The organism is Falsirhodobacter sp. alg1, assembly GCF_000739715.2.
GTDB lineage: Bacteria > Pseudomonadota > Alphaproteobacteria > Rhodobacterales > Rhodobacteraceae > Falsirhodobacter.
In genome coordinates, this window is sequence record NZ_BBJC02000003.1 from 266,058 (window position 1) to 285,087 (window position 19,030).

Annotated in this window: 19 protein-coding genes; 9 read left to right on the forward strand and 10 right to left on the reverse strand. The window is 58.6% G+C overall.

Annotation, left to right across the window (positions count from 1 at the left end):
- Positions 1-2: 2 nt before the first annotated feature.
- Together TR36_RS15750 and TR36_RS07735 are read right to left on the reverse strand one after the other, a co-directional pair.
- Positions 3-164, reverse strand: coding sequence for a hypothetical protein (locus TR36_RS15750; protein WP_192841330.1), 162 nt, complete (start codon positions 162-164; stop codon positions 3-5).
- The gene (locus TR36_RS07735; protein WP_237763537.1) at positions 161-1,810 is read right to left on the reverse strand and encodes a glucan biosynthesis protein; all 1,650 of its coding nucleotides are present in this window, start codon (positions 1,808-1,810) and stop codon (positions 161-163) included. Before TR36_RS07735 ends, TR36_RS15750 begins: the two co-directional genes overlap by 4 nt.
- 290 nt (positions 1,811-2,100) lie before the next feature.
- On the opposite strand from TR36_RS07735, the gene TR36_RS07740 reads away from it, so the two are divergent.
- The 7 genes from TR36_RS07740 to cysE all read left to right on the forward strand — a co-directional run bounded on the left by TR36_RS07740 (position 2,101) and on the right by cysE (position 9,094).
- On the forward strand, positions 2,101-3,129 hold the full coding sequence (locus tag TR36_RS07740; protein ID WP_045390330.1) for a PstS family phosphate ABC transporter substrate-binding protein: 1,029 nt from the start codon (positions 2,101-2,103) through the stop codon (positions 3,127-3,129).
- Between the two features lie 71 nt (positions 3,130-3,200).
- Positions 3,201-4,661, forward strand: a complete 1,461-nt coding sequence (gene pstC / locus TR36_RS07745) for a phosphate ABC transporter permease subunit PstC (protein WP_045390328.1) — start codon at positions 3,201-3,203, stop codon at positions 4,659-4,661.
- Positions 4,658-6,001 (forward strand): phosphate ABC transporter permease PstA, encoded by a 1,344-nt coding sequence (gene pstA, locus TR36_RS07750; protein ID WP_045390326.1) that lies wholly within the window; start codon positions 4,658-4,660, stop codon positions 5,999-6,001. The genes pstC and pstA overlap by 4 nt, the downstream gene beginning before the upstream one ends.
- A 13-nt stretch (positions 6,002-6,014) precedes the next feature.
- A complete protein-coding gene (gene pstB, locus TR36_RS07755; protein WP_062762945.1) occupies positions 6,015-6,812 on the forward strand; it encodes a phosphate ABC transporter ATP-binding protein PstB in 798 nt (265 codons plus the stop codon).
- A 4-nt stretch (positions 6,813-6,816) separates the two neighbouring features.
- Positions 6,817-7,530 (forward strand): phosphate signaling complex protein PhoU, encoded by a 714-nt coding sequence (gene phoU, locus TR36_RS07760; RefSeq protein WP_045390322.1) that lies wholly within the window; start codon positions 6,817-6,819, stop codon positions 7,528-7,530.
- The gene (phoB, locus tag TR36_RS07765) at positions 7,527-8,219 is read left to right on the forward strand and encodes a phosphate regulon transcriptional regulator PhoB (protein WP_045390320.1); all 693 of its coding nucleotides are present in this window, start codon (positions 7,527-7,529) and stop codon (positions 8,217-8,219) included. Before phoU ends, phoB begins: the two co-directional genes overlap by 4 nt.
- Before the next feature lie 71 nt (positions 8,220-8,290).
- Positions 8,291-9,094, forward strand: coding sequence for a serine O-acetyltransferase (cysE, locus tag TR36_RS07770; RefSeq protein WP_062762948.1), 804 nt, complete (start codon positions 8,291-8,293; stop codon positions 9,092-9,094).
- A 54-nt stretch (positions 9,095-9,148) separates the two neighbouring features.
- Here cysE and TR36_RS07775 read toward each other — a convergent pair whose 3' ends face one another.
- The 6 genes from TR36_RS07775 to pgk all read right to left on the reverse strand — a co-directional run bounded on the left by TR36_RS07775 (position 9,149) and on the right by pgk (position 15,696).
- Entirely contained in the window at positions 9,149-10,480 is a 1,332-nt protein-coding gene (locus TR36_RS07775; protein ID WP_045390316.1) for a pyruvate dehydrogenase complex dihydrolipoamide acetyltransferase, read from the reverse strand.
- Between the two features lie 11 nt (positions 10,481-10,491).
- Positions 10,492-11,883, reverse strand: coding sequence for a pyruvate dehydrogenase complex E1 component subunit beta (locus TR36_RS07780; RefSeq protein ID WP_045390314.1), 1,392 nt, complete (start codon positions 11,881-11,883; stop codon positions 10,492-10,494).
- A gap of 12 nt (positions 11,884-11,895) precedes the next feature.
- Entirely contained in the window at positions 11,896-12,885 is a 990-nt protein-coding gene (pdhA, locus tag TR36_RS07785) for a pyruvate dehydrogenase (acetyl-transferring) E1 component subunit alpha (RefSeq protein ID WP_045390312.1), read from the reverse strand.
- Between the two features lie 89 nt (positions 12,886-12,974).
- Complete coding sequence (locus TR36_RS07790; protein WP_045390310.1) at positions 12,975-13,274, reverse strand: septum formation initiator family protein; 300 nt, start codon at positions 13,272-13,274, stop codon at positions 12,975-12,977.
- A gap of 104 nt (positions 13,275-13,378) precedes the next feature.
- Positions 13,379-14,308 (reverse strand): class I fructose-bisphosphate aldolase, encoded by a 930-nt coding sequence (locus TR36_RS07795; protein ID WP_045390308.1) that lies wholly within the window; start codon positions 14,306-14,308, stop codon positions 13,379-13,381.
- Positions 14,309-14,508: 200 nt separating this feature from the next.
- Positions 14,509-15,696, reverse strand: a complete 1,188-nt coding sequence (gene pgk, locus TR36_RS07800; RefSeq protein WP_045390932.1) for a phosphoglycerate kinase — start codon at positions 15,694-15,696, stop codon at positions 14,509-14,511.
- A gap of 148 nt (positions 15,697-15,844) precedes the next feature.
- On the opposite strand from pgk, the gene TR36_RS07805 reads away from it, so the two are divergent.
- Together TR36_RS07805 and TR36_RS07810 are read left to right on the forward strand one after the other, a co-directional pair.
- Entirely contained in the window at positions 15,845-16,351 is a 507-nt protein-coding gene (locus TR36_RS07805) for a peptidylprolyl isomerase (RefSeq protein ID WP_045390307.1), read from the forward strand.
- Positions 16,344-16,901: a peptidylprolyl isomerase gene (locus TR36_RS07810; RefSeq protein ID WP_062762951.1), complete on the forward strand. Its 558-nt coding sequence runs from the start codon at positions 16,344-16,346 to the stop codon at positions 16,899-16,901. Before TR36_RS07805 ends, TR36_RS07810 begins: the two co-directional genes overlap by 8 nt.
- A 33-nt stretch (positions 16,902-16,934) precedes the next feature.
- On the opposite strand, the gene TR36_RS07815 is transcribed toward TR36_RS07810, so the two are convergent.
- Positions 16,935-18,017: a DUF475 domain-containing protein gene (locus TR36_RS07815; protein ID WP_045390304.1), complete on the reverse strand. Its 1,083-nt coding sequence runs from the start codon at positions 18,015-18,017 to the stop codon at positions 16,935-16,937.
- A 186-nt stretch (positions 18,018-18,203) separates the two neighbouring features.
- The gene (locus tag TR36_RS07820; protein WP_045390302.1) at positions 18,204-19,013 is read right to left on the reverse strand and encodes an arginyltransferase; all 810 of its coding nucleotides are present in this window, start codon (positions 19,011-19,013) and stop codon (positions 18,204-18,206) included.
- Between the last annotated feature and the right edge of the window lie 17 nt (positions 19,014-19,030).

The window sequence follows — 19,030 nt, forward strand, 5'->3', positions numbered from 1 at the left end:
TTCTAGTTACCTGCGCGCGACATAAGAGGAAGAAACAGCTTGCGGAGCGAGAAACCCGATTCCCTTGTCAGCACCTGCTTGGGCATGGCCAAAGGGGCCTCGGGCAGGCTGCCACGGGGCGGGGTGTCCGGCGTCTGGGTTTCAGAAGGGGTAACCGACGTCATGCGTTGATCCATTGATAAAGCCACGTCTCTGAAAGTTTCCGTCCATAACCCGCCAGATGCGCGCCCAGTTCCACAATCGCATCGGCATTTCCCGAAATATCCAAGACCAGACGCCACATATCAGTACCGGAAATCCGTTCAAGCGTGCTGTTTTCAAGCTGGCCGTTCTGGATGTTTATGACAGGCTCCAGCTTCGCCTCAAGCGGCAGGTTTGCGATTACGCCGCCACGGAAATCGATAACGAATTTCCGCAAGTTCTCACCGTTCTGCAGGCCCGATACACCGCCGACACCGGACCGCGTTTCGTAAATATAGGCAAGCGAATCCCGCGGGTTGGCCGACATGCCACCCCAGCGCAATGAATAGGCGTATTCGCGGGAATCACCCGCCTTGAACTCTCCCTCCGGAACCCAGAAGGCGACGATATTGTCGTTGACCTCGGAATCCGTCGGGATCTCGACCAGCCGCACGGCGCCATTGCCCCAATCGCCAATCGGCTCGACCAAGGCAGAGGGGCGACGCTCGTAATGCGCCTCAAGATCCTGAAAGCTTTCGAATTCCCGGTCGCGTTGGTACAGGCCGAAGGACCGCGGAGACTTTTCGCCAAAATACGATCCACCCAGGCGCGGCGGGTTGTTCAATGGGCGCCACAGAATCTCGCCATTCGGGCGTTCGATCCTCAGGCCATCCGAATCATGCACATTCGGGCGGAAGTCATCAAAATCGGAACGGTTGGTTTCCGAGAACAGATACATCGATGTAAGCGGTGCCACACCTAGCTGGGTGACATCGTTGCGGGCAAAAATGCGGGCGGTGACGATCATCACCGTCTCGTCGCCCGGCGTGATGACAAAGCGATAGGCCCCGGTGACGGAGGGACTTTCCAAGGCAGCGTAGACAACCACGGTCTGCGATCCGTCCGCGGGCTTTTCCAGATAGAATCGGGAGAAACGCGGAAACTCTTCCTGTGCGTTGGCCGCGGTGTTGATGGCCAGCCCACGGGCCGAGAGCCCGTAGCTGTTGCCCCGACCCAAGGCCCGGAAATAGGACGCGCCGAGGAATGCCACCAGCTCGTCATAGGTATCCGGGCGGTTGATCGGCGTGGACAGGCGGAAACCGGCAACACCCGGCAGCTCCAGATGTGGCCGGAACCGCTCGGCAAGGTTGTTGCGGTATTCGAAATCATCGGTCGAGAACTGCATCTCGGTCGAGTTGCCGTCCCGCACTTCAAACATCTGAACGGGTTCGCTGTACAGCCAGCCCATGTGAAAGGCTGCGACGCGGAACAGACTGCCGGTATTATCCGCCCAACGTGTGCGGTCTGTACGGAAATTGATACTGCGATAATCGTCATATTGCAGATTGCCGAGCGCCCCGGTCGGCTTGGCCGGCGCCTTGTAGGGCTGGGACGCATTCTGACGCATTTCATCCGTCAGCAGATCGAAGCTGAAACTGGTCGAGACCGGCGGGGTCGGGGCCACAGGCTCCGTTGGCGGAGTCGGTGCCGGTAGCGGTTCCTGCGGCGGCGGGGCCGCTTCTTGTGCAAGGGCAGGGAGCGCGCCGAATGCCGTTATTGCGGCACCGCTTGCAAGCAGGCTGCGGCGGGTAAGGCCGGTCGCCGAATGTGTCACACGTTGTTTGAGCAAGTCAGATTCCAGCCGATGAACAAATTATCTTATGTTGCGTATATTGCGCGGGAAACAGGAGTGGCAAGGAACGAGCGCCATAACTGCCTCATTTGGGCGCAAATTTGCCAAATATGACATGGTTCACCGCCTGTTTCCTATGCGCGGGATGTGACAGAATGATCAGGCGCGGCCTGCGGTGTCATAAAACTGTCACCTTGGTTTTACATTGTAGTCGCAATTCGCCGATACCCCATGCGGCGACGGAGCCTGCTGAGGCATCCGAATGTCGCAATCCATAGGAGACAGAGATGTCCTTCATGAAAATCACCGCATCCGGCCTTGCCATTACTGTTGCATGTGCCGCCGCCGCTTCGGCCCAAAGCCGCGATCAGGTTCAGGTTGCCGGCTCGTCAACGGTATTGCCCTATGCAACGATCGTTGCAGAGTCTTTCGGTGAGAATTTCGATTTCCCGACACCTGTCGTTCAATCGGGCGGTTCGTCGGCCGGCCTGCAGCAGTTCTGTCAGGGCATCGGTGAGAACACTCCTGACATCGCGAACTCTTCGCGCCTTATCCGCGAAAGCGAGATTGCGACCTGTGCCGAAAACGGCGTGACCGACATCATGCACGTCCAGATCGGCTATGACGGCATCGTCTTTGCTTCGGACATCAACGGTCCCGAGTTCGCCTTTACCCCGGCGGACATCTACAAGGGCCTGGCTGCACAGCTGGTCGTTGACGGTGAGCTGGTTGCGAACCCCAACACGACCTGGAACGAAGTGAACCCCGACCTGCCGGAGCAGCCGATCATCGCGTTCATTCCGGGCACCAAGCACGGCACCCGCGAAGTGTTCGAAGAGAAGGTTCTGGCCGCAGGCTGTGAAGAATCCGGCGCGATGGAAGAAATCACCGCCATGAGCGATGAGGATACTGCCGAAGCCGCTTGCGTTGCGACCCGCACTGACGGCCGCTCGGTCGACATCGACGGCGATTACACCGAAACGCTGGCACGTATCCAGTCGGACAGCAACGGTATCGGCGTATTCGGCCTGTCGTTCTACGAAAACAACATGAACACGCTGCAAGTTGCAACGATGTCGGGTGTCGTTCCGTCGACGGAGACCATCGCATCGGGAGAATATCCTGTTTCGCGCCCGCTGCAATTCTACGTCAAGAAGGCGCATATCGGCGTTATCCCGGGCCTGAAGGAATTCGTCGAATTCTTCGTGTCTGATGACATGGCTGGCCCGAACGGCCCGCTGGCAGCCTACGGTCTGGTTTCGGACCCCGAGCTTGCAGCAACGCAAGCGGCTGTCGAAGCTGAAGAAACAATGTAAGACGGCTTTGGCNGGGGTGGGTTTCCACCCCCGTTGTCATCCTTCAGCCTGCCTTATTGACGAGAGTGTTCATGCCTCTTTTCTGGACCTTCCTGATTGTTCTTGCCATTGCGGCACTCGCCTTTGTTCTGGGGCGGCGCGGTGCCGTTGCCAGAACCGCGGGTGATTCCCGGCAATTGCATTCTCTGCCTTCCTATTACGGATGGTACAGCTTCATCCTTGCCGCTGTTCCGGCGTTGGTTGTGATGATCATGTGGATCTTCGTGCAGCCGATCGTCGTCGAGATGCGGACGGTATCGGCACTTGATCTGCCTGAAGCTGTTTCCACCGCCGATCAGAACGCGGCCATGCGCCAGGTACGCACCGTCGCCATGGCCGTACAGGACGCGCTGGCATCCGGTGCCATGACCAAGGACCAGCTGGCCGCCTTTGCCACGGACCCTGCACCCATGGGGCAGGCGCTGCGCGATGCTGGCTCCTCGATGCTGGTGACGGTCACGCCGACCCTCTATAATGCCGTCGACGTCTATCTCGGCACCAGCAACATGCTTGCCTGGATCATGACCGTTGTGATCATCGGGCTTTCGCTGGCAGGAGTTTTCGTAGCCATCAGCCGGTGTCGCCCGGATTTCCGGGCCCGCAATGCCGTGGAAAAGGTCACGATGAGCATTCTGGTGATGGCCTCGGTCATCGCCATCTTTACCACTGTGGCAATCGTGGTTTCGATGGTCTTCGAAACAACGAATTTCTTCAGCCAGCATTCCTGGATCGATTTCTTCTTCGGAACGACGTGGTCGCCTGCGTTTCAGGGGCAAAGCCAGCTCGGGCTGTTGCCGCTGCTTTGGGGCACGCTCTATATCAGCTTCATTGCGCTGCTGGTGGCTGTGCCGGTCGGCCTGTTCACCGCGATCTATCTTTCGGAATATGCAACGCGGCGGATGCGCTCGATCGTGAAGCCGTTGATCGAAATTCTTGCCGGTATTCCGACCATCGTTTACGGCCTTTTCGCACTGATTACCGTGGGGCCGCTGCTGCGTGATTACTTCGCCCAACCGCTCGGACTTGGCACGTCCGGGTCTTCGGTCATGACGGCGGGGCTGGTGATGGGGATCATGCTGATCCCGTTCGTGTCATCGCTTTCGGATGATATCATCAACGCAGTTCCGCAATCGATGCGCGATGCCTCTTTGGGGCTGGGCGCGACGCCGTCGGAAACCATCCGTCAGGTCATCGTGCCGGCCGCGCTGCCGGGCATCGTCGGTGCAATCCTTCTGGCTGCATCGCGTGCCATCGGGGAAACCATGATCGTTGTTCTTGGGGCAGGGGCTGCCGCCCAGATCGGCCTGAACCCCTTTGAAGCAATGACGACAATCACTGTAAAGATCGTGTCGCAGCTGACAGGCGATACCGACTTCAACTCACCCGAGACATTGGTGGCCTTTGCCCTTGGGCTGACGCTGTTCGTCATTACCCTCGGCCTGAATATCGTGGCCCTTTACATCGTCCGCACCTATCGGGAGCAATACGAATGACCGAGCGTACTGCAGGCGCAACACCGCGCCGGACCTCGTTGATGCAACTGGATGCGCGGACCAAATCGCGCAATGCAGCCGAGGCGCGTTTCAAGGCATATGGTCTGGGCGCGATCACGATTGCATTGCTCGCGTTGGCAATGCTGATGTTCTCGATCTTTTCCACGGGCAGTTCGGCGTTCCGCCAAACCTATGCGACATTCGAGATGATGCTGCCGGCGGAAACCCTCGATCCCAAGGGCAACCGTGATCCCGCGGAAATGGCCAAGGTCACGACCATCGGGTACCAGAATGTCCTGCGTGGCGGCCTGATCGAGGCAGTGCGCAGCGCGGGAATCGTGCCGGACGGTGTTGCTGACAGCGATATCACAGGGATCCTTTCGCCCGAGGCGGCTGCCGATTTGCGCAATCGTGTTCTGGCAAATCCGGAGCTGGTGGGAACGGTCGTAGATATCGACGCGCTGGCCCATGGCCGGATCGACGGATACTTCAAGGGCCGCGTTACCATGCAAAGTGCCGAGCGGGATGGAAACATCACGCCGCAACGCCTGCAGCTGGCCCAAGCCATGACCGACAACGGGCTTATGGCCATCCGGTTCAACTGGGGCTTTGTGACCAAACCCGATGCATCGGACCAGCGCCCCGAGGCGGCCGGCCTTGGTGTGGCAATTCTGGGATCATTGTACATGATGCTGGTAGTTCTGGTGTTGGCCGTGCCGATCGGGGTCGCCGCATCGATCTATCTTGAGGAATTTGCACCGAAGAACCGCTGGGTCGATGTGATCGAGGTGAATATTTCCAACCTCGCGGCGGTGCCGTCGATCGTCTTCGGTATTCTCGGGCTGGCCATCTTCATCAACTTTGCCCATCTGCCGCAATCTGCACCGATTGTCGGAGGGCTGGTGCTGACGCTGATGACGGTGCCGACAATCATCATCTCTACCCGTGCTGCGCTGAAGGCCGTGCCGCCCTCGATCCGCGATGCGGCCCTCGGTATCGGGGCCAGCCGCATGCAGTCGGTTTTCCACCACGTGCTGCCACTGGCTATGCCCGGCATTCTGACGGGGACCATTCTGGGCCTGGCGCAGGCGCTTGGCGAAACGGCACCGCTGCTGCTGATCGGCATGGTTGCCTTTGTCCGCGACTATCCTGATGCGCCGCCTGCCGGCCTGTTCGATCCCGCCTCTGCCCTTCCTGTGCAGATCTACAATTGGACACAGCGTGCCGACCCTGCTTTTGTGGAACGTGCTTCTGGGGCTATCATTGTCCTTCTGGCCTTCCTTCTGGTGATGAACGCAATCGCCATCATCCTTCGCCGCCGCTTCGAGCGTCGCTGGTAACGGGAGAGATTTTATGAACGACATGCGAATTGTGGAGAGACTTGTGTCCACCAACGAAATCAAGATCGCGGCGCGGGACGTGAATGTCCATTACGGCAGCAGTCACGCGCTGAAGGGTGTGGACGTTGATATCCTGAACGGTCATGTGACTGCGTTCATCGGTCCTTCGGGCTGTGGTAAATCGACGTTTCTGCGCTGTCTGAACCGGATGAACGATACGATTCCCTCGGCCAAGGTAACGGGCAGCATCCTGCTGGATGATGAGGATATCTACGATCCGAAGGTCGATCCGGTTCGCCTGCGCGCCAAGGTCGGGATGGTGTTCCAGAAGCCGAACCCCTTTCCGAAATCGATCTATGACAATGTTGCATACGGCCCGAAGATCCACGGCCTTACGCGGTCGCGGGCCGAGCTGGACGAAGTCGTTGAGACATCGTTGAAGAAGGCAGCCCTTTGGAACGAGGTGAAGGACCGCCTTCATGCACCGGGTACCGGGCTTTCCGGGGGCCAGCAACAACGGCTGTGTATTGCCCGTGCCGTTGCAACATCGCCCGAAGTGCTGCTGATGGACGAACCCTGTTCAGCGCTGGATCCGATTGCGACCGCCCAGGTGGAAGAGTTGATCGATGAACTGCGGACGCAATTTGCCGTGGTGATCGTGACCCACTCCATGCAGCAGGCAGCCCGCGTCAGCCAGAAGACCGCCTTTTTCCATATGGGAAATCTGGTGGAATTCGGTGAGACGGGCCAAATCTTTACCAATCCGCATGATCCGCGGACCGAAAGCTACATCAGCGGAAAAATCGGGTGATCTGATGAACAACGATTCCCACATCCTTTCTGCCTTCGACCGTGATCTGGAAGCGGTTCAGGCAATGATCATGAAGATGGGCGGTCTGGTCGAGGCTGCCATCCTTGATGCCGCCCAGGCACTGGAATCACGCGACGAAGAACTGGCTGATGCCGTACGCAAGGCCGACAAGGGCATTGATGCACTTGAAGAGCAGGTGAATGTCGAATGCGCCCGTCTTATCGCATTGCGCGCGCCGATCGCGGGTGATTTGCGGACGGTCCTGACGGTTATAAAGATCGCATCCAGCCTTGAGCGTTGCGGCGATTTTGCAAAGAACCTTGCAAAGCGGTCGACCGTTCTATCACAGATGGCGCCTGTACCGGGTGCCGGCCTTGCCATTCGCCGCATGGCCAAGACGGTTGAACTGCAGCTGAAAGATGCCCTGGACGCCTATATCCAGCGTGACGTTCATCTGGCAAGCGACGTCCGGCAGCGTGATAGCGAAGTCGATCAGATGTATAATGCGCTGTTCCGCGAATTCCTGACGCATATGATGGAAGATCCGCGCAATATCACGGCCTGCATGCATCTGCACTTCATCGCGAAGAATATCGAGCGCGTGGGGGACCATGCAACGACGATTGCCGAACAGGTCATCTATCTGGTCACCGGCGCGCTGCCGGATGAAACACGGGTAAAGGGCGATGACACATCGTATGTGGGTGTGACGAAATGAACGCTGCAGATTGTCCGACAGTTCTTTTGGTGGAGGATGAGCCGGCTCAGCGTGAGGTTCTTTCCTACAACCTGGAGGCCGAGGGATTCAGGGTGGTTCAGGCCAGCAACGGCGAAGAGGCCTTGCTGCTGGTCGATGAGGTGATGCCCGATGTGGTGGTGCTGGACTGGATGATGCCCAACGTTTCGGGGATCGAGGTTTGCCGCCAGCTTAAGACACGCCCCGACACACGCAATCTGCCAGTCATCATGCTCTCGGCCCGCTCTGAAGAGGTGGACCGGGTTCGTGGCCTGGAAACGGGTGCTGATGATTATGTCATCAAACCCTATTCCGTTGTCGAGCTGATGGCGCGTGTGCGTACGCAGCTTCGTCGGTCCCGCCCGGCGACGATGGGTGTGCTGCTGGAATGGGGGGATATTCGCCTCGATTCCGAAAGCCATCGGGTATTCCGGGCGGATAAGGCGCTGAAACTCGGCCCGACCGAATTCCGCCTGCTGACAACATTCATGGAAAAGCCGGGGCGCGTCTTCAGCCGTGAGCAGTTGCTGGATCGTGTCTGGGGGCGGGATATCTATGTCGATACCCGCACTGTGGATGTGCATATCGGGCGGCTGCGAAAGGCACTTTCGGTCGGCGGCGGAGATGATCCGCTGCGCACGGTCCGCGGGGCGGGATACGCCCTTGGCTGACCAGTGATGGCGGGTGTCGCCATTCCGGAATGGGGGTGCTAACATTCCCGTTCCGGAACGGAGGTTGCACGATGGCAGAGATACACGCCCATTTATCCACCCTAGATCCTGTTTGGCAGCGTATCTGCAATGAAGCCGAGCAAGCCATCCGGGATGAGCCGCTGATCGGCGGATTTGTCCATTCCAGCCTGTTGCACCATCCGACCATGGAGCGGGCGCTGGCCTATCGTTTCGCATCCAAGCTTGCATCGAATGACATGGGAGAGCAGATCCTGCGGGAAATCGCAGAGGAAGCCCATGCGACCGAACGGCAGATTGTGCAGATGGCGCGCGCGGATCTGACCGCCGTGTTCGAACGTGACCCGGCATGCCACAGCTATCTGCAGCCGATCCTGTATTTCAAAGGCTATCAGGCCATTCAGGCGTACCGGATCGGCCACTGGTTGTGGCATCAGGGGCGGCACGATCTGTCCTATTTCATTCAGACGCGGGTTTCCGAGGTGTTTGGCGTGGATATACACCCTGCTGCACGGATCGGTTGCGGTGTGATGATCGACCATGCCCATTCCATCGTGATCGGTGAAACGGCCGTGGTAGGAAACAATGTGTCCATGCTGCATTCGGTGACACTTGGCGGAACGGGCAAGCAGGACGGCGATCGGCATCCGAAGATCGAAGATGGCGTGATGATCGGGGCAGGTGCCAAGGTTCTGGGCAATATCCTAATCGGGCACTGCAGCCGGATTGCAGCTGGCTCCGTCGTTTTGCGTGATGTTCCCCCCTGTACCACGGTGGCNGGGGTTCCGGCCCGTGTCGTGGGGGCGGCCGGATGCGACAGCCCATCCATCAGTATGGACCAACTGGTCAACGACTAATGAAAAAGGTCCGGAGGTTTCCTCCGGACCTTCTGGTTTTACGCCAATGTGACCTCAGGCGAGCATCGTCATCGGATTTTCCAGATTATCGACAATCGCCGCCATCAGTTCGGCACCCAAGGCACCGTCGATTACACGGTGATCGACCGACAGGGTCATCGACATCACGGTGGCCACGGTCAGTTCGCCATCCTTGCCGACAACCGGCTTTTTCAGTCCGGCACCTACTGCAAGAATTGCAGATTGCGGCGGATTGATGATCGCGTCGAAGTTTTCGATCCCCATCATTCCCAGGTTTGAAATCGCAAAGCTTCCGCCCTGATATTCATGAGGAGCAAGTTTCTTGTCCCGCGCACGTTTTGCCAGATCCTTCATTTCGGCTGACAGGGCCGAAAGGGATTTCTGGTCCGCATCCTTGAGAACCGGAGTGAACAACCCGCCCTCGACAGAGACGGCCACAGCGACATCAGATGCCTTCATCTTCAGAACGCGATCTCCAGCCCAGACAGCATTGGCAGTGCCAACCTGTTGCAGAGCCAATGCGCATGCCTTGATGATGAAATCGTTGATCGACAGTTTCACACCACGGCCTTCAAGCTGGGCATTCAACTGGCTGCGGAACTTCATCAAGGCATCGAGATTCACATTCCGGCGCAGATAGAAGTGCGGAACAGTCTGCTTGGCTTCTGTCAGGCGTGCCGCGATGGTTTTACGCATGCCGTCGAGGGTGATCTCCTCGTACTTCCGGCCATCGTACATCTTCTTGACAGCATCCGCACCATTTGTTGCCGCAGCCACGGGAGCAGCCGCTTTTGGTGCTTCGGCAGAGGCAGTATCGGCTTTCGGCGCTGCTCCGGCCTTGGCGTTCTCGACATCGGCCTTCACGATCCGGCCATGCGGGCCGGACCCTCTGATCGATGCAAGGTCAACACCTTTGTCTGCAGCGATACGGCGCGCCAAGGGCGATGCGAACACGCGCTTTCCGTTCGCTTTCGGGGCGGCGGGTGCTGCGCTAGACGCAACTGCGCCTGCAGGGGCCGGCTGGGTCTTTTCAGCCTTCGGCTCGGGCTTTTCCTCGCGTCCGGCTTTTTCTTCGGCGGTGTCGGCTTTTTGCGCGGCACCCGCATCTGCGGGCACCTCTTCGCCTTCTTCGACGATGACGGCGATGGGCTGGTTCACCTTCACGCCCGAGGTGCCTTCGGAGACGATGATCTTACCCATCACGCCTTCATCGACAGCTTCGAATTCCATCGTCGCCTTGTCGGTTTCGATTTCTGCAATCACCATACCGGAGGTGATCGTGTCGCCTTCTTTGACCAGCCATTTGGCCAGCGTGCCCTCTTCCATCGTAGGGGATAGGGCCGGCATCAGGATTTCGGTCGCCATGGTTTCCCCCTTCAGCGGTAGCAGACTGATTTAACAGCTTCGATAACCTCGGCCGTCGTAACCAATGCCAGCTTTTCCAGGTTGGCAGCATAGGGCATCGGAACGTCCTTGCCCGTCAGGTTGATCACCGGAGCATCAAGGTAGTCGAACGCCTGTTGCATGATCGTGGCCGAAATATGGTTCCCGATCGAGCCGACGGGGAAGCCTTCTTCGACCGTGACGCAACGGTTCGTCTTGCGAACCGACTCCAGCACGGTTTCGTAATCGATCGGACGCAAGGTGCGCAGGTCGATGACTTCGGCTTCGATACCTTCCTCGGCCAGCTTGTCAGCTGCTTCCAGCGCATAGGTCATGCCGATGCCGAACGAAACGATGGTAACATCCTTGCCTTCGCGCCAGATCCGGGCCTTGCCGAACGGGATGGTGAAGTCATCCACGTCCGGAACCTCGAACGAGCGACCGTACATGATCTCGTTTTCAAGGAAGATTACGGGGTTTGGATCGCGGATCGCCTGTTTCAGCAAGCCTTTTGCATCAGCCGCCGAATAGGGGATGACCACCTTCAGGCCCGGGATATGCGCATACCAGGCCGAGTAATCCTGGCTGTGCTGTGCGCCCACGCGGGCAGCCGCACCGTTCGGACCGCGAAACACGATCGGGCATCCCATCTGGCCGCCGGACATGTACAGCGTCTTGGCTGCCGAGTTGACGATCTGGTCCATCGCCTGCATGGCGAAGTTGAACGTCATGAATTCCACGACCGGGTTCAGGCCGCCAAAAGCAGCACCGACGGCAAGACCGGCAAAGCCATGTTCGGTAATGGGCGTATCAACGACACGCTTCGGGCCGAATTCGTCCAGAAGACCCTGGGTGATCTTGTAGGCGCCTTCGTATTCACCCACTTCCTCGCCCATCACGAAAACCTTGTCGTTTCCGCGCATCTCTTCGGCCATGGCTTCGCGCAGGGCTTCCCGCACGGTCATGGTCTTCATTTTCGTGCCTTCAGGCCAATCCGGCGACACGTCACGTTTGCCTGCCACAGGGGCAGCCGGTGATGTCACTGCAGGTTTGTCCATATGGGCCGCGTCGGATTTCGCTTCGGCCTTTTCGCCTTCGGGAGCTTTCTCCTCGGCGGGGGCTTCTACGTCATCGGCGCTTTCGCCTTCTTCGACCAGAACGGCAATCGGCGTGTTGACCTTTACGCCCGAGGTTCCCTCGGCGATCAGGATCTTGCCCATGATACCTTCGTCAACAGCCTCGAATTCCATCGTGGCCTTGTCGGTCTCGATTTCGGCCATGACCATGCCCGAAGTCACGGTATCGCCTTCCTTGACCAGCCATTTGGCCAGCGTACCTTCTTCCATCGTCGGCGACAGGGCCGGCATCAGAACTTGCGTTGCCATAATATCGCCCCCTTACGCGTAAATGTCTGTCCAAAGCTCGGATACATCCGGCTCCGGGCTTTCTTTCGCGAACTCGGCAGATTCGTTCACGACAGCTTTGATTTCTTTGTCGATGGCCTTCAGGTCATCATCCGTGGCGTGGCCGCCCTGAACCAGCAATTCGCGGACGTGCTCGATTGCGTCCTTTTCGGAGCGCATCTTTTCCACTTCGTCCCGGGTGCGGTATTTCGCAGGGTCAGACATGGAGTGTCCACGGTAGCGGTAGGTGTTCACCTCGAGGATGTACGGGCCTTTGCCTGCACGGCAATGCGCCACAGCCTTTTCACCAGCGGCTTTCACTGCCAGAACGTCCATGCCGTCCACAGCCTCGCCCGCGATACCATAGGCGACGCCACGCTCCCAGTAGGAAGGCGATTTGGTCGAGCGCTTGACGCTCATGCCCATGGCGTACTGGTTGTTCTCGATCACGAAAACGACCGGCAGGTCCCATAGCTGCGCCATGTTGTAGGTTTCGTACACCTGACCCTGGTTTGCAGCGCCATCCCCGAAGTAGGAGAAGGTGACGTTGTCATTGCCAAGGTATTTATCAGCGAACGACAGGCCGGCACCGATCGGCACCTGAGCGCCGACGATTCCGTGACCGCCGTAGAAGTGTTTCTCGCGGCTGAACATGTGCATCGAACCGCCCTTGCCCTTGGAGTAGCCCCCCTCGCGGCCGGTCAGTTCTGCCATGACGCCCTTGGCATCCATGCCACAGGCAAGCATGTGCCCGTGATCGCGGTAGGAGGTGACGCGCTTGTCACCCTCTTTGGCGGCGGCTTCGAGGCCGACGACAACCGCCTCCTGACCGATGTAAAGGTGGCAGAAGCCACCGATCAGGCCCATGCCGTATAGCTGTCCGGCCTTTTCTTCGAATCGGCGGATCAGCAGCATGTCGCGGTAATAGCCAAGGAGCTCGTCCTTGGAGACATTGGGAATGTCGGCCGGTTTGGTGGTGGCCATAGGGTCCTCCTCCACGGAAAAAGGAAATAGTTTAGCCTTAAACTATCTGTATCCGATAAGGTTCGGAAGGTGTAGCATAAAAAATCTGCTCACCGGATCATGATCTCATCCGGACGCAAATAGCCAAGGATGTCACGTGCTTGTTGGTCCAGAAGGTCCATGTCGAGGTAATCATCGGACAGGCGATGCGTCTTGTTTTCAATATCGTCGAGCTGCGCCTGAAGGCGCCCCCGGTCGGTTTCCAGCTGATCGATTTCGGCACGGATCTGGACCTGACGGAATACGCCATAGTCCCCCTGCACAGCTGCAAATGTGAAATATAGCCCCAGGGTGGCCAGCAGCAAGAAATAGATCAGGGCGCCAAGCGCCGGACGGTTGTTCGTATTCATTGCTGCCCTCAACACCCGCCTCTTTTGCCGACGGTGGCCGAATAATGCCACGCCCCGCGGCATCAGGCAAAGGGTTTCCCGATTTCCCGGGAAACCCTGCGGGATCAGGCCTGACCTTTGTAGATCGCGACCAGCTTTGCCAGCATGGCCAGCGCATCCTCACGCGAGCGTTGGAACGAGTTCCGCCCGATGATGGAGCCGTTGCCCCCACCGGCCAGAATGGCGCGTGCATCGTCGTACACCGCGTCCTCACCCTTGGCCGCACCACCGGAGAAAACGATGATCCGGCGGCCGGCGAAGGAGGCATCCACGCAATGCTTCACGCGGGCGGCCATATCTGCCACGTTGATGTTTTGCGCTTCGTAGACCTTTTTCGCCTCGGGCAGCATCAGATGGTCGGTGGACAGTTTGATCTTGATAATATGGGCGCCAAGCAAAGCCGCGATATGGGCGGCATAGGCGGCAACATCGATCGCCGTCTCGCCGTCCTTGCTGATCGCCTCACCCCGCGGATAGGACCAGATGACCGTTGCGATCCCCTTGGACGCGGCCTCTTTGCGCATCTCGACGATTTCCTCGAACATATCGAGGGCCATGTCGGAACCCGGATAGATCGTGAAGCCGATGGCCGAACAGCCAAGGCGGAGCGCATCATCCACCGATGCCGTGACGGCCTGGTTCTTGCCAGCTGTGTCGGACATCAGCGAATTGGCAGAGTTCGCCTTCAGAATGGTCGGGATCTGACCTGCGAATGTATCCGCCCCGGCTTCCAGCGGGCCAAGCGGCGCCGCATAGGCCGACATGCCGGCATCGATCGCCAGTTTGTAGTGATAGTGCGGATCATAACCGGCAGGGTTCTGTGCAAAGCTACGGGCAGGGCCGTGCTCGAACCCCTGATCAACCGGCAGGATGATCATCTTGCCGGTTCCGCCCAGTTTGCCCTCCATCAGCATGCGGCAAAGGTTGCCTTTCACGCCGGCATTCTCTCCCTCGTAGTTGGCCAGAATACGTTGGACAGTTCTGGATGCACGCATCTTTATCTCCCTAAAATACCTACTCCCGAACTGTGTTAGGGACTGATTTTGGGCTCGGCAACTGTGGTGGCGCTAACATATTAAACGTAATACGAAAAATCGTATTTCGGGCCGGAAATCGCTTAGTTTCGGAGGGGAAATGTCGGAATGTGACAGGCGTGTATCAGCCGTGTCACATTCCATTTGGTCAGAAGCCGCGGTTAGCCGAGGGCTGCGACCCCGGGAAGGACCTTGCCTTCCATCCATTCAAGAAACGCACCGCCAGCCGTGGAGATATAGCTGAAGCGCGCGGCGGCGTCCGCCTTGTTCAACGCTGCTACCGTATCGCCACCCCCGGCAACCGAAACGAGCGTTCCTGCCTCGGTCAGGGCTGCGGCCTTCAGCGCGGCGGCATTTGTTGCGGCATCGAAGGGCTCAATCTCGAACGCACCCAGCGGGCCGTTCCAGACAAGGGTGGAGGAATCCGTGAAGACCTTGGACAATGCGGCTACGGTTTCCGGGCCCGCATCGAGGATCATCGCATCCGCAGGGCAGGCGTCGGCTGCAACGGTTTCGGAGGCGGCATTTGCCTTGAACTCACGTGCGACAACCACATCGACGGGCAGGTGGATCGTGCAGCCCGCAGCTTCGGCCTTTTTCAAAATGTCCTGAGCGGTGCCGGCCATGTCACGTTCGGCCAGGCTTTTGCCCACTTCGATACCCTGGGCGACAAGGAACGTGTTGGCCATGCCACCACCGATGACCAGATGGTCCACCTTGGTCACGAGGTTGCCCAGAAGGTCCAGCTTGGTCGAAACCTTGGCGCCGCCGACAACAGCGACCACCGGACGTTTGGGCGACCCCAGGGCGGCATCAAGGGCACGCAGCTCCTCGGCCATCAATCGGCCCGCCGCAGAGGGCAGGAGGCGCGCAACGCCCTCGGTAGAGGCATGGGCGCGATGGGCTGCCGAGAAGGCGTCGTTCACATAGATGTCACCCAGGTCAGCCAGCTGGCGGGCCAGCGCGGGATCATTCTTTTCCTCACCGGCGTGGAAGCGGGTGTTTTCCAGAAGGACCACATCGCCCTCGCCAGCTTGACCGATCGCATCACGGGCAGCATCACCCACGCAATCGGCACCGAAGATCACGCGCATGCCCAGTGCCTTTTCCAGGGCTGGCAGAATGTGTTGCAGGCTCATGTCCGGAACCGGAGTTCCCTTGGGGCGGCCGAAGTGGGCCAACAATACAGGCTTGCCACCCGATTGTACGATATCGCGAACAGTGGGCACGATTTTTTCGATGCGGGTGGCATCGGTCACGACACCCCCTTCCATCGGGACGTTCACATCCACGCGCACCAGAACAACCTTGTCCTGCATTTCAATGTCGTCCAGCGTCTTATAGGCCATCAGATCCTCCTTACGGTTGCAGCAGAAGTCGCACCCGTTTCGTGTCAGGTCAACGGGCGGCATTGCGCCACTACGACTGTTGCTCCTTTTCATGGCAGTGCGGGCGCATTAGGTTCCGCTGCGTAACTGCGAAGAAGGAGCGCCTTTCATGGCCGAGATCACCGATCCCGAAAACACGATCATCATCACCCTCAAGGATGGGGACGTTACGATTCAGCTTTTGCCCGACGTGGCACCGCAGCATGTTGCGCGCATGAAAGAGCTGGCACGCGCGGGTTCCTATGACAACGTCGTTTTCCACCGCGTCATCGACGGTTTCATGGCCCAGACGGGCGATGTGGCCAACGGTAATGCCGAAAAGGATTTCGATCTGCGCCGCGCAGGAACCGGTGGTTCCGACATGCCCGACCTTCCTGCAGAATTCTCCAAGGTACCGCATGCCCGCGGAAGCATCGGCGCGGCACGTTCGGCAAACCCGAATTCGGCCAACAGCCAGTTCTTCATCAACTTCAATGACAACAGTTTCCTCAACGGGCAATACACCGTTTACGGGCAGGTCATCAAAGGGATGGAACATGTGGACAAGATCGTCCGCGGTGAGCCGCCGGCAAACCCTGATCGCATGATCAAGGTTCGGGTGGCTGCGGATGTCTAAGGCAATTCTGGCGACAGCATTCTCGTTGCTGGCCGGTGCTGCATTGGCACAGACATCTGACGGGCCGGGCCCCAATCTGGTGATCGACATTGCTGGCCCCGGCGCCAATGGTCAGGTCGTGATCGACCTGCTGCCGGATGTGGCCCCCAAGCATGTGGCGCAAATCGTCAAACTGGCCGAGACCGGCGAATATGACGATGTGGTTTTCCACCGCGTCATTGACGGCTTCATGGCGCAGACGGGCGATGTGCAATTCGGCAAGGGTGCTGTGACCCGTCAGTCGGGCATGGGCGGGTCGGAGCTTCCGGACCTGCCTGCGGAGTTCTCCGATCGTCCGTTCCAGCGTGGAACGGTCGGTATGGCACGCTCGCAGGATCCCAATTCCGCGAACAGCCAGTTCTTCATCATGTTCGCACCGGGTGATTTCCTGAACGGCCAGTACACGGTCGTCGGGCAGGTCATCGCCGGCATGGATGTGGTGGATCAGATCACGAAGGGCGAGCCGCCGGCAAACCCGGACCGCATGGTCAAGGTGACCGTCGAGGAATAAGAAAAAGGCCCGCATCATGCGGGCCTTTTTCATTCAGTGTTCCATCGGTTCCGCATCCGGATTGGCACGGTTCCACCTGATGGAGGACCATAGCGCGATCCCGATCAGACAGGCGCCGCCCAGACCGGTGATGACTTCGGGAATATGGACCCCGGGAATGGCCTGAACGTACATGATGACCGACAGGATCAGGATGGCATAGAAGGCTCCATGTTCCAGATACCGGTATTGGGCCAGTGTCCCACGCTCCACCAGCATGATGGTCATTGAACGAACATACATGGCACCGATGCCTAGGCCGATGGCAATCACGAACAGGTTCTGGGACAGGGCGAATGCCCCGATGACACCATCGAACGAGAATGACGCATCCAGTACCTCCAGATAAAGGAATGCACCCAGGCCACCCTTGATGGCCGCACCGGTCGTTTCCTGCGATTTGTCCAGGAATGCGCCAAGGACTTCGACCAGAAGAAAGGTCAGCAAGCCATAGATGCAGCACAGGATGAATGTGGAACGATCGGCCCCTTCGGGAATGAGGCGCGAGATGAGCAGGGAGACGATCAGAACAAAGGCAATTTCCATACCCTTGATGGAGGAATAACGCTGCGCCCATGCCTCAATGCCGGGCATCCAGTGCACGTCCTTGTCGCTATTGAAGAAGAACGACAACGCAACCATCATCAGGAATGTGCCACCAAAGGCCGCAATGGGCATATGTGCATCATGCATGATGGCGGCATATTGCTCCGGTTCGGCGGCGGCCATCACGATAGCGGTCCACGGACCGACCTGTGCTGCGATGACCACGATCAACAGCGGGAACACGATCCGCATGCCGAAGACGGCAATGATGATGCCCCATGTCAGGAAGCGGTGCTGCCAGACGGGGTCCATTGTTTTCAGCTTGTTTGCATTGACGATGGCATTGTCGAAGGACAAGGAAATCTCAAGCACCGCCAGAACGGCAACGATGAAGAAGACCGAAGCCGTGCCTTCGAAGGTGCCCGTGGTTTCCCACCCCAGCCAGATCCCGAGCCCGAGGCCGACAACGGTGACAACGAAGGCCCAGGTCAGATAGGAAAGGGTGCTTTTGCTTGCGGGGGCCGGGGTCATGACAGGCCTCCGGTCCGGAAATCATGATTTTTCATAAATCGAACGTCCATGCGGCAGGAACGTTGCGGTGCCGACATCACGTAGTTGCCGCATACTGACGCCAGAGGGGCCCGGTCACCGTTCGTATCCCCTTTCAGGGGGTGGATTACACCTAGCGACGCGTAACGATTACGGCAACCCCTCGTGTCAGACGCGCCGAGCCTCGGGAAGGGTGATGCGCGAGACTTGCTCTGCGATCGGATCGACAAGGGCAGGGCGTTGTGTATCGAGGTGGTCCTCGGGGTTGCCCATTTTCTGCCAGATACCGTCCTTATAGATGTCGAGCCCGGAATATCCTGCCTTATAGCCCATTTTGCGGCTGCCCGGCACCCAATACCCCAAATATACGTACGGCAGGCCCGCCTCACGTGCGATGGCGATATGGTCCAGAATCAGATAGGCCCCGAGGCTGTCCGAGGCCCGGTCCGGATCGTAGAATGAATAGACCATGCTCAGCCCGTCATCGAACACATCGGTCAGGCAGACCGCGGCAAGGCCATCGTCATCTGCGTATTCCACGACACGCGAACGGATCGGTGTTTCCTCGATCATCGCGGCGAATTCGAAAATATCCATGTCGGACATGCCGCCATCGGCGTGACGCGCGTCCAGATATCGGCGGAACAGCGCATATTGGTCTTCGGTCGCCCATGCCGAGGTCGGGTTCCGCTGCAAATAGCTGTTACGGCGCATAACCTTGCGCTGGGTGCGTGACGGCTCAAAATCGGCCACACGGATACGGGCGGACATGCAGGCCGAACACTCCGCGCAAGCCGGACGATAAAGGACATTCTGCGACCGCCGGAACCCCTGTTTCGACAGCGCGTCGTTCAGTGTTTGCGCCTGATCCCCCTGAAGTGCCGTGAATAGCTTACGCTCCATCCGGTCATCCAGATACGGGCAGGGCTGGGGCGCTGTCACATAGAACTGGGGCGCGATAGGGAGTGTATGGCGCATGGACACGTACCGGAATT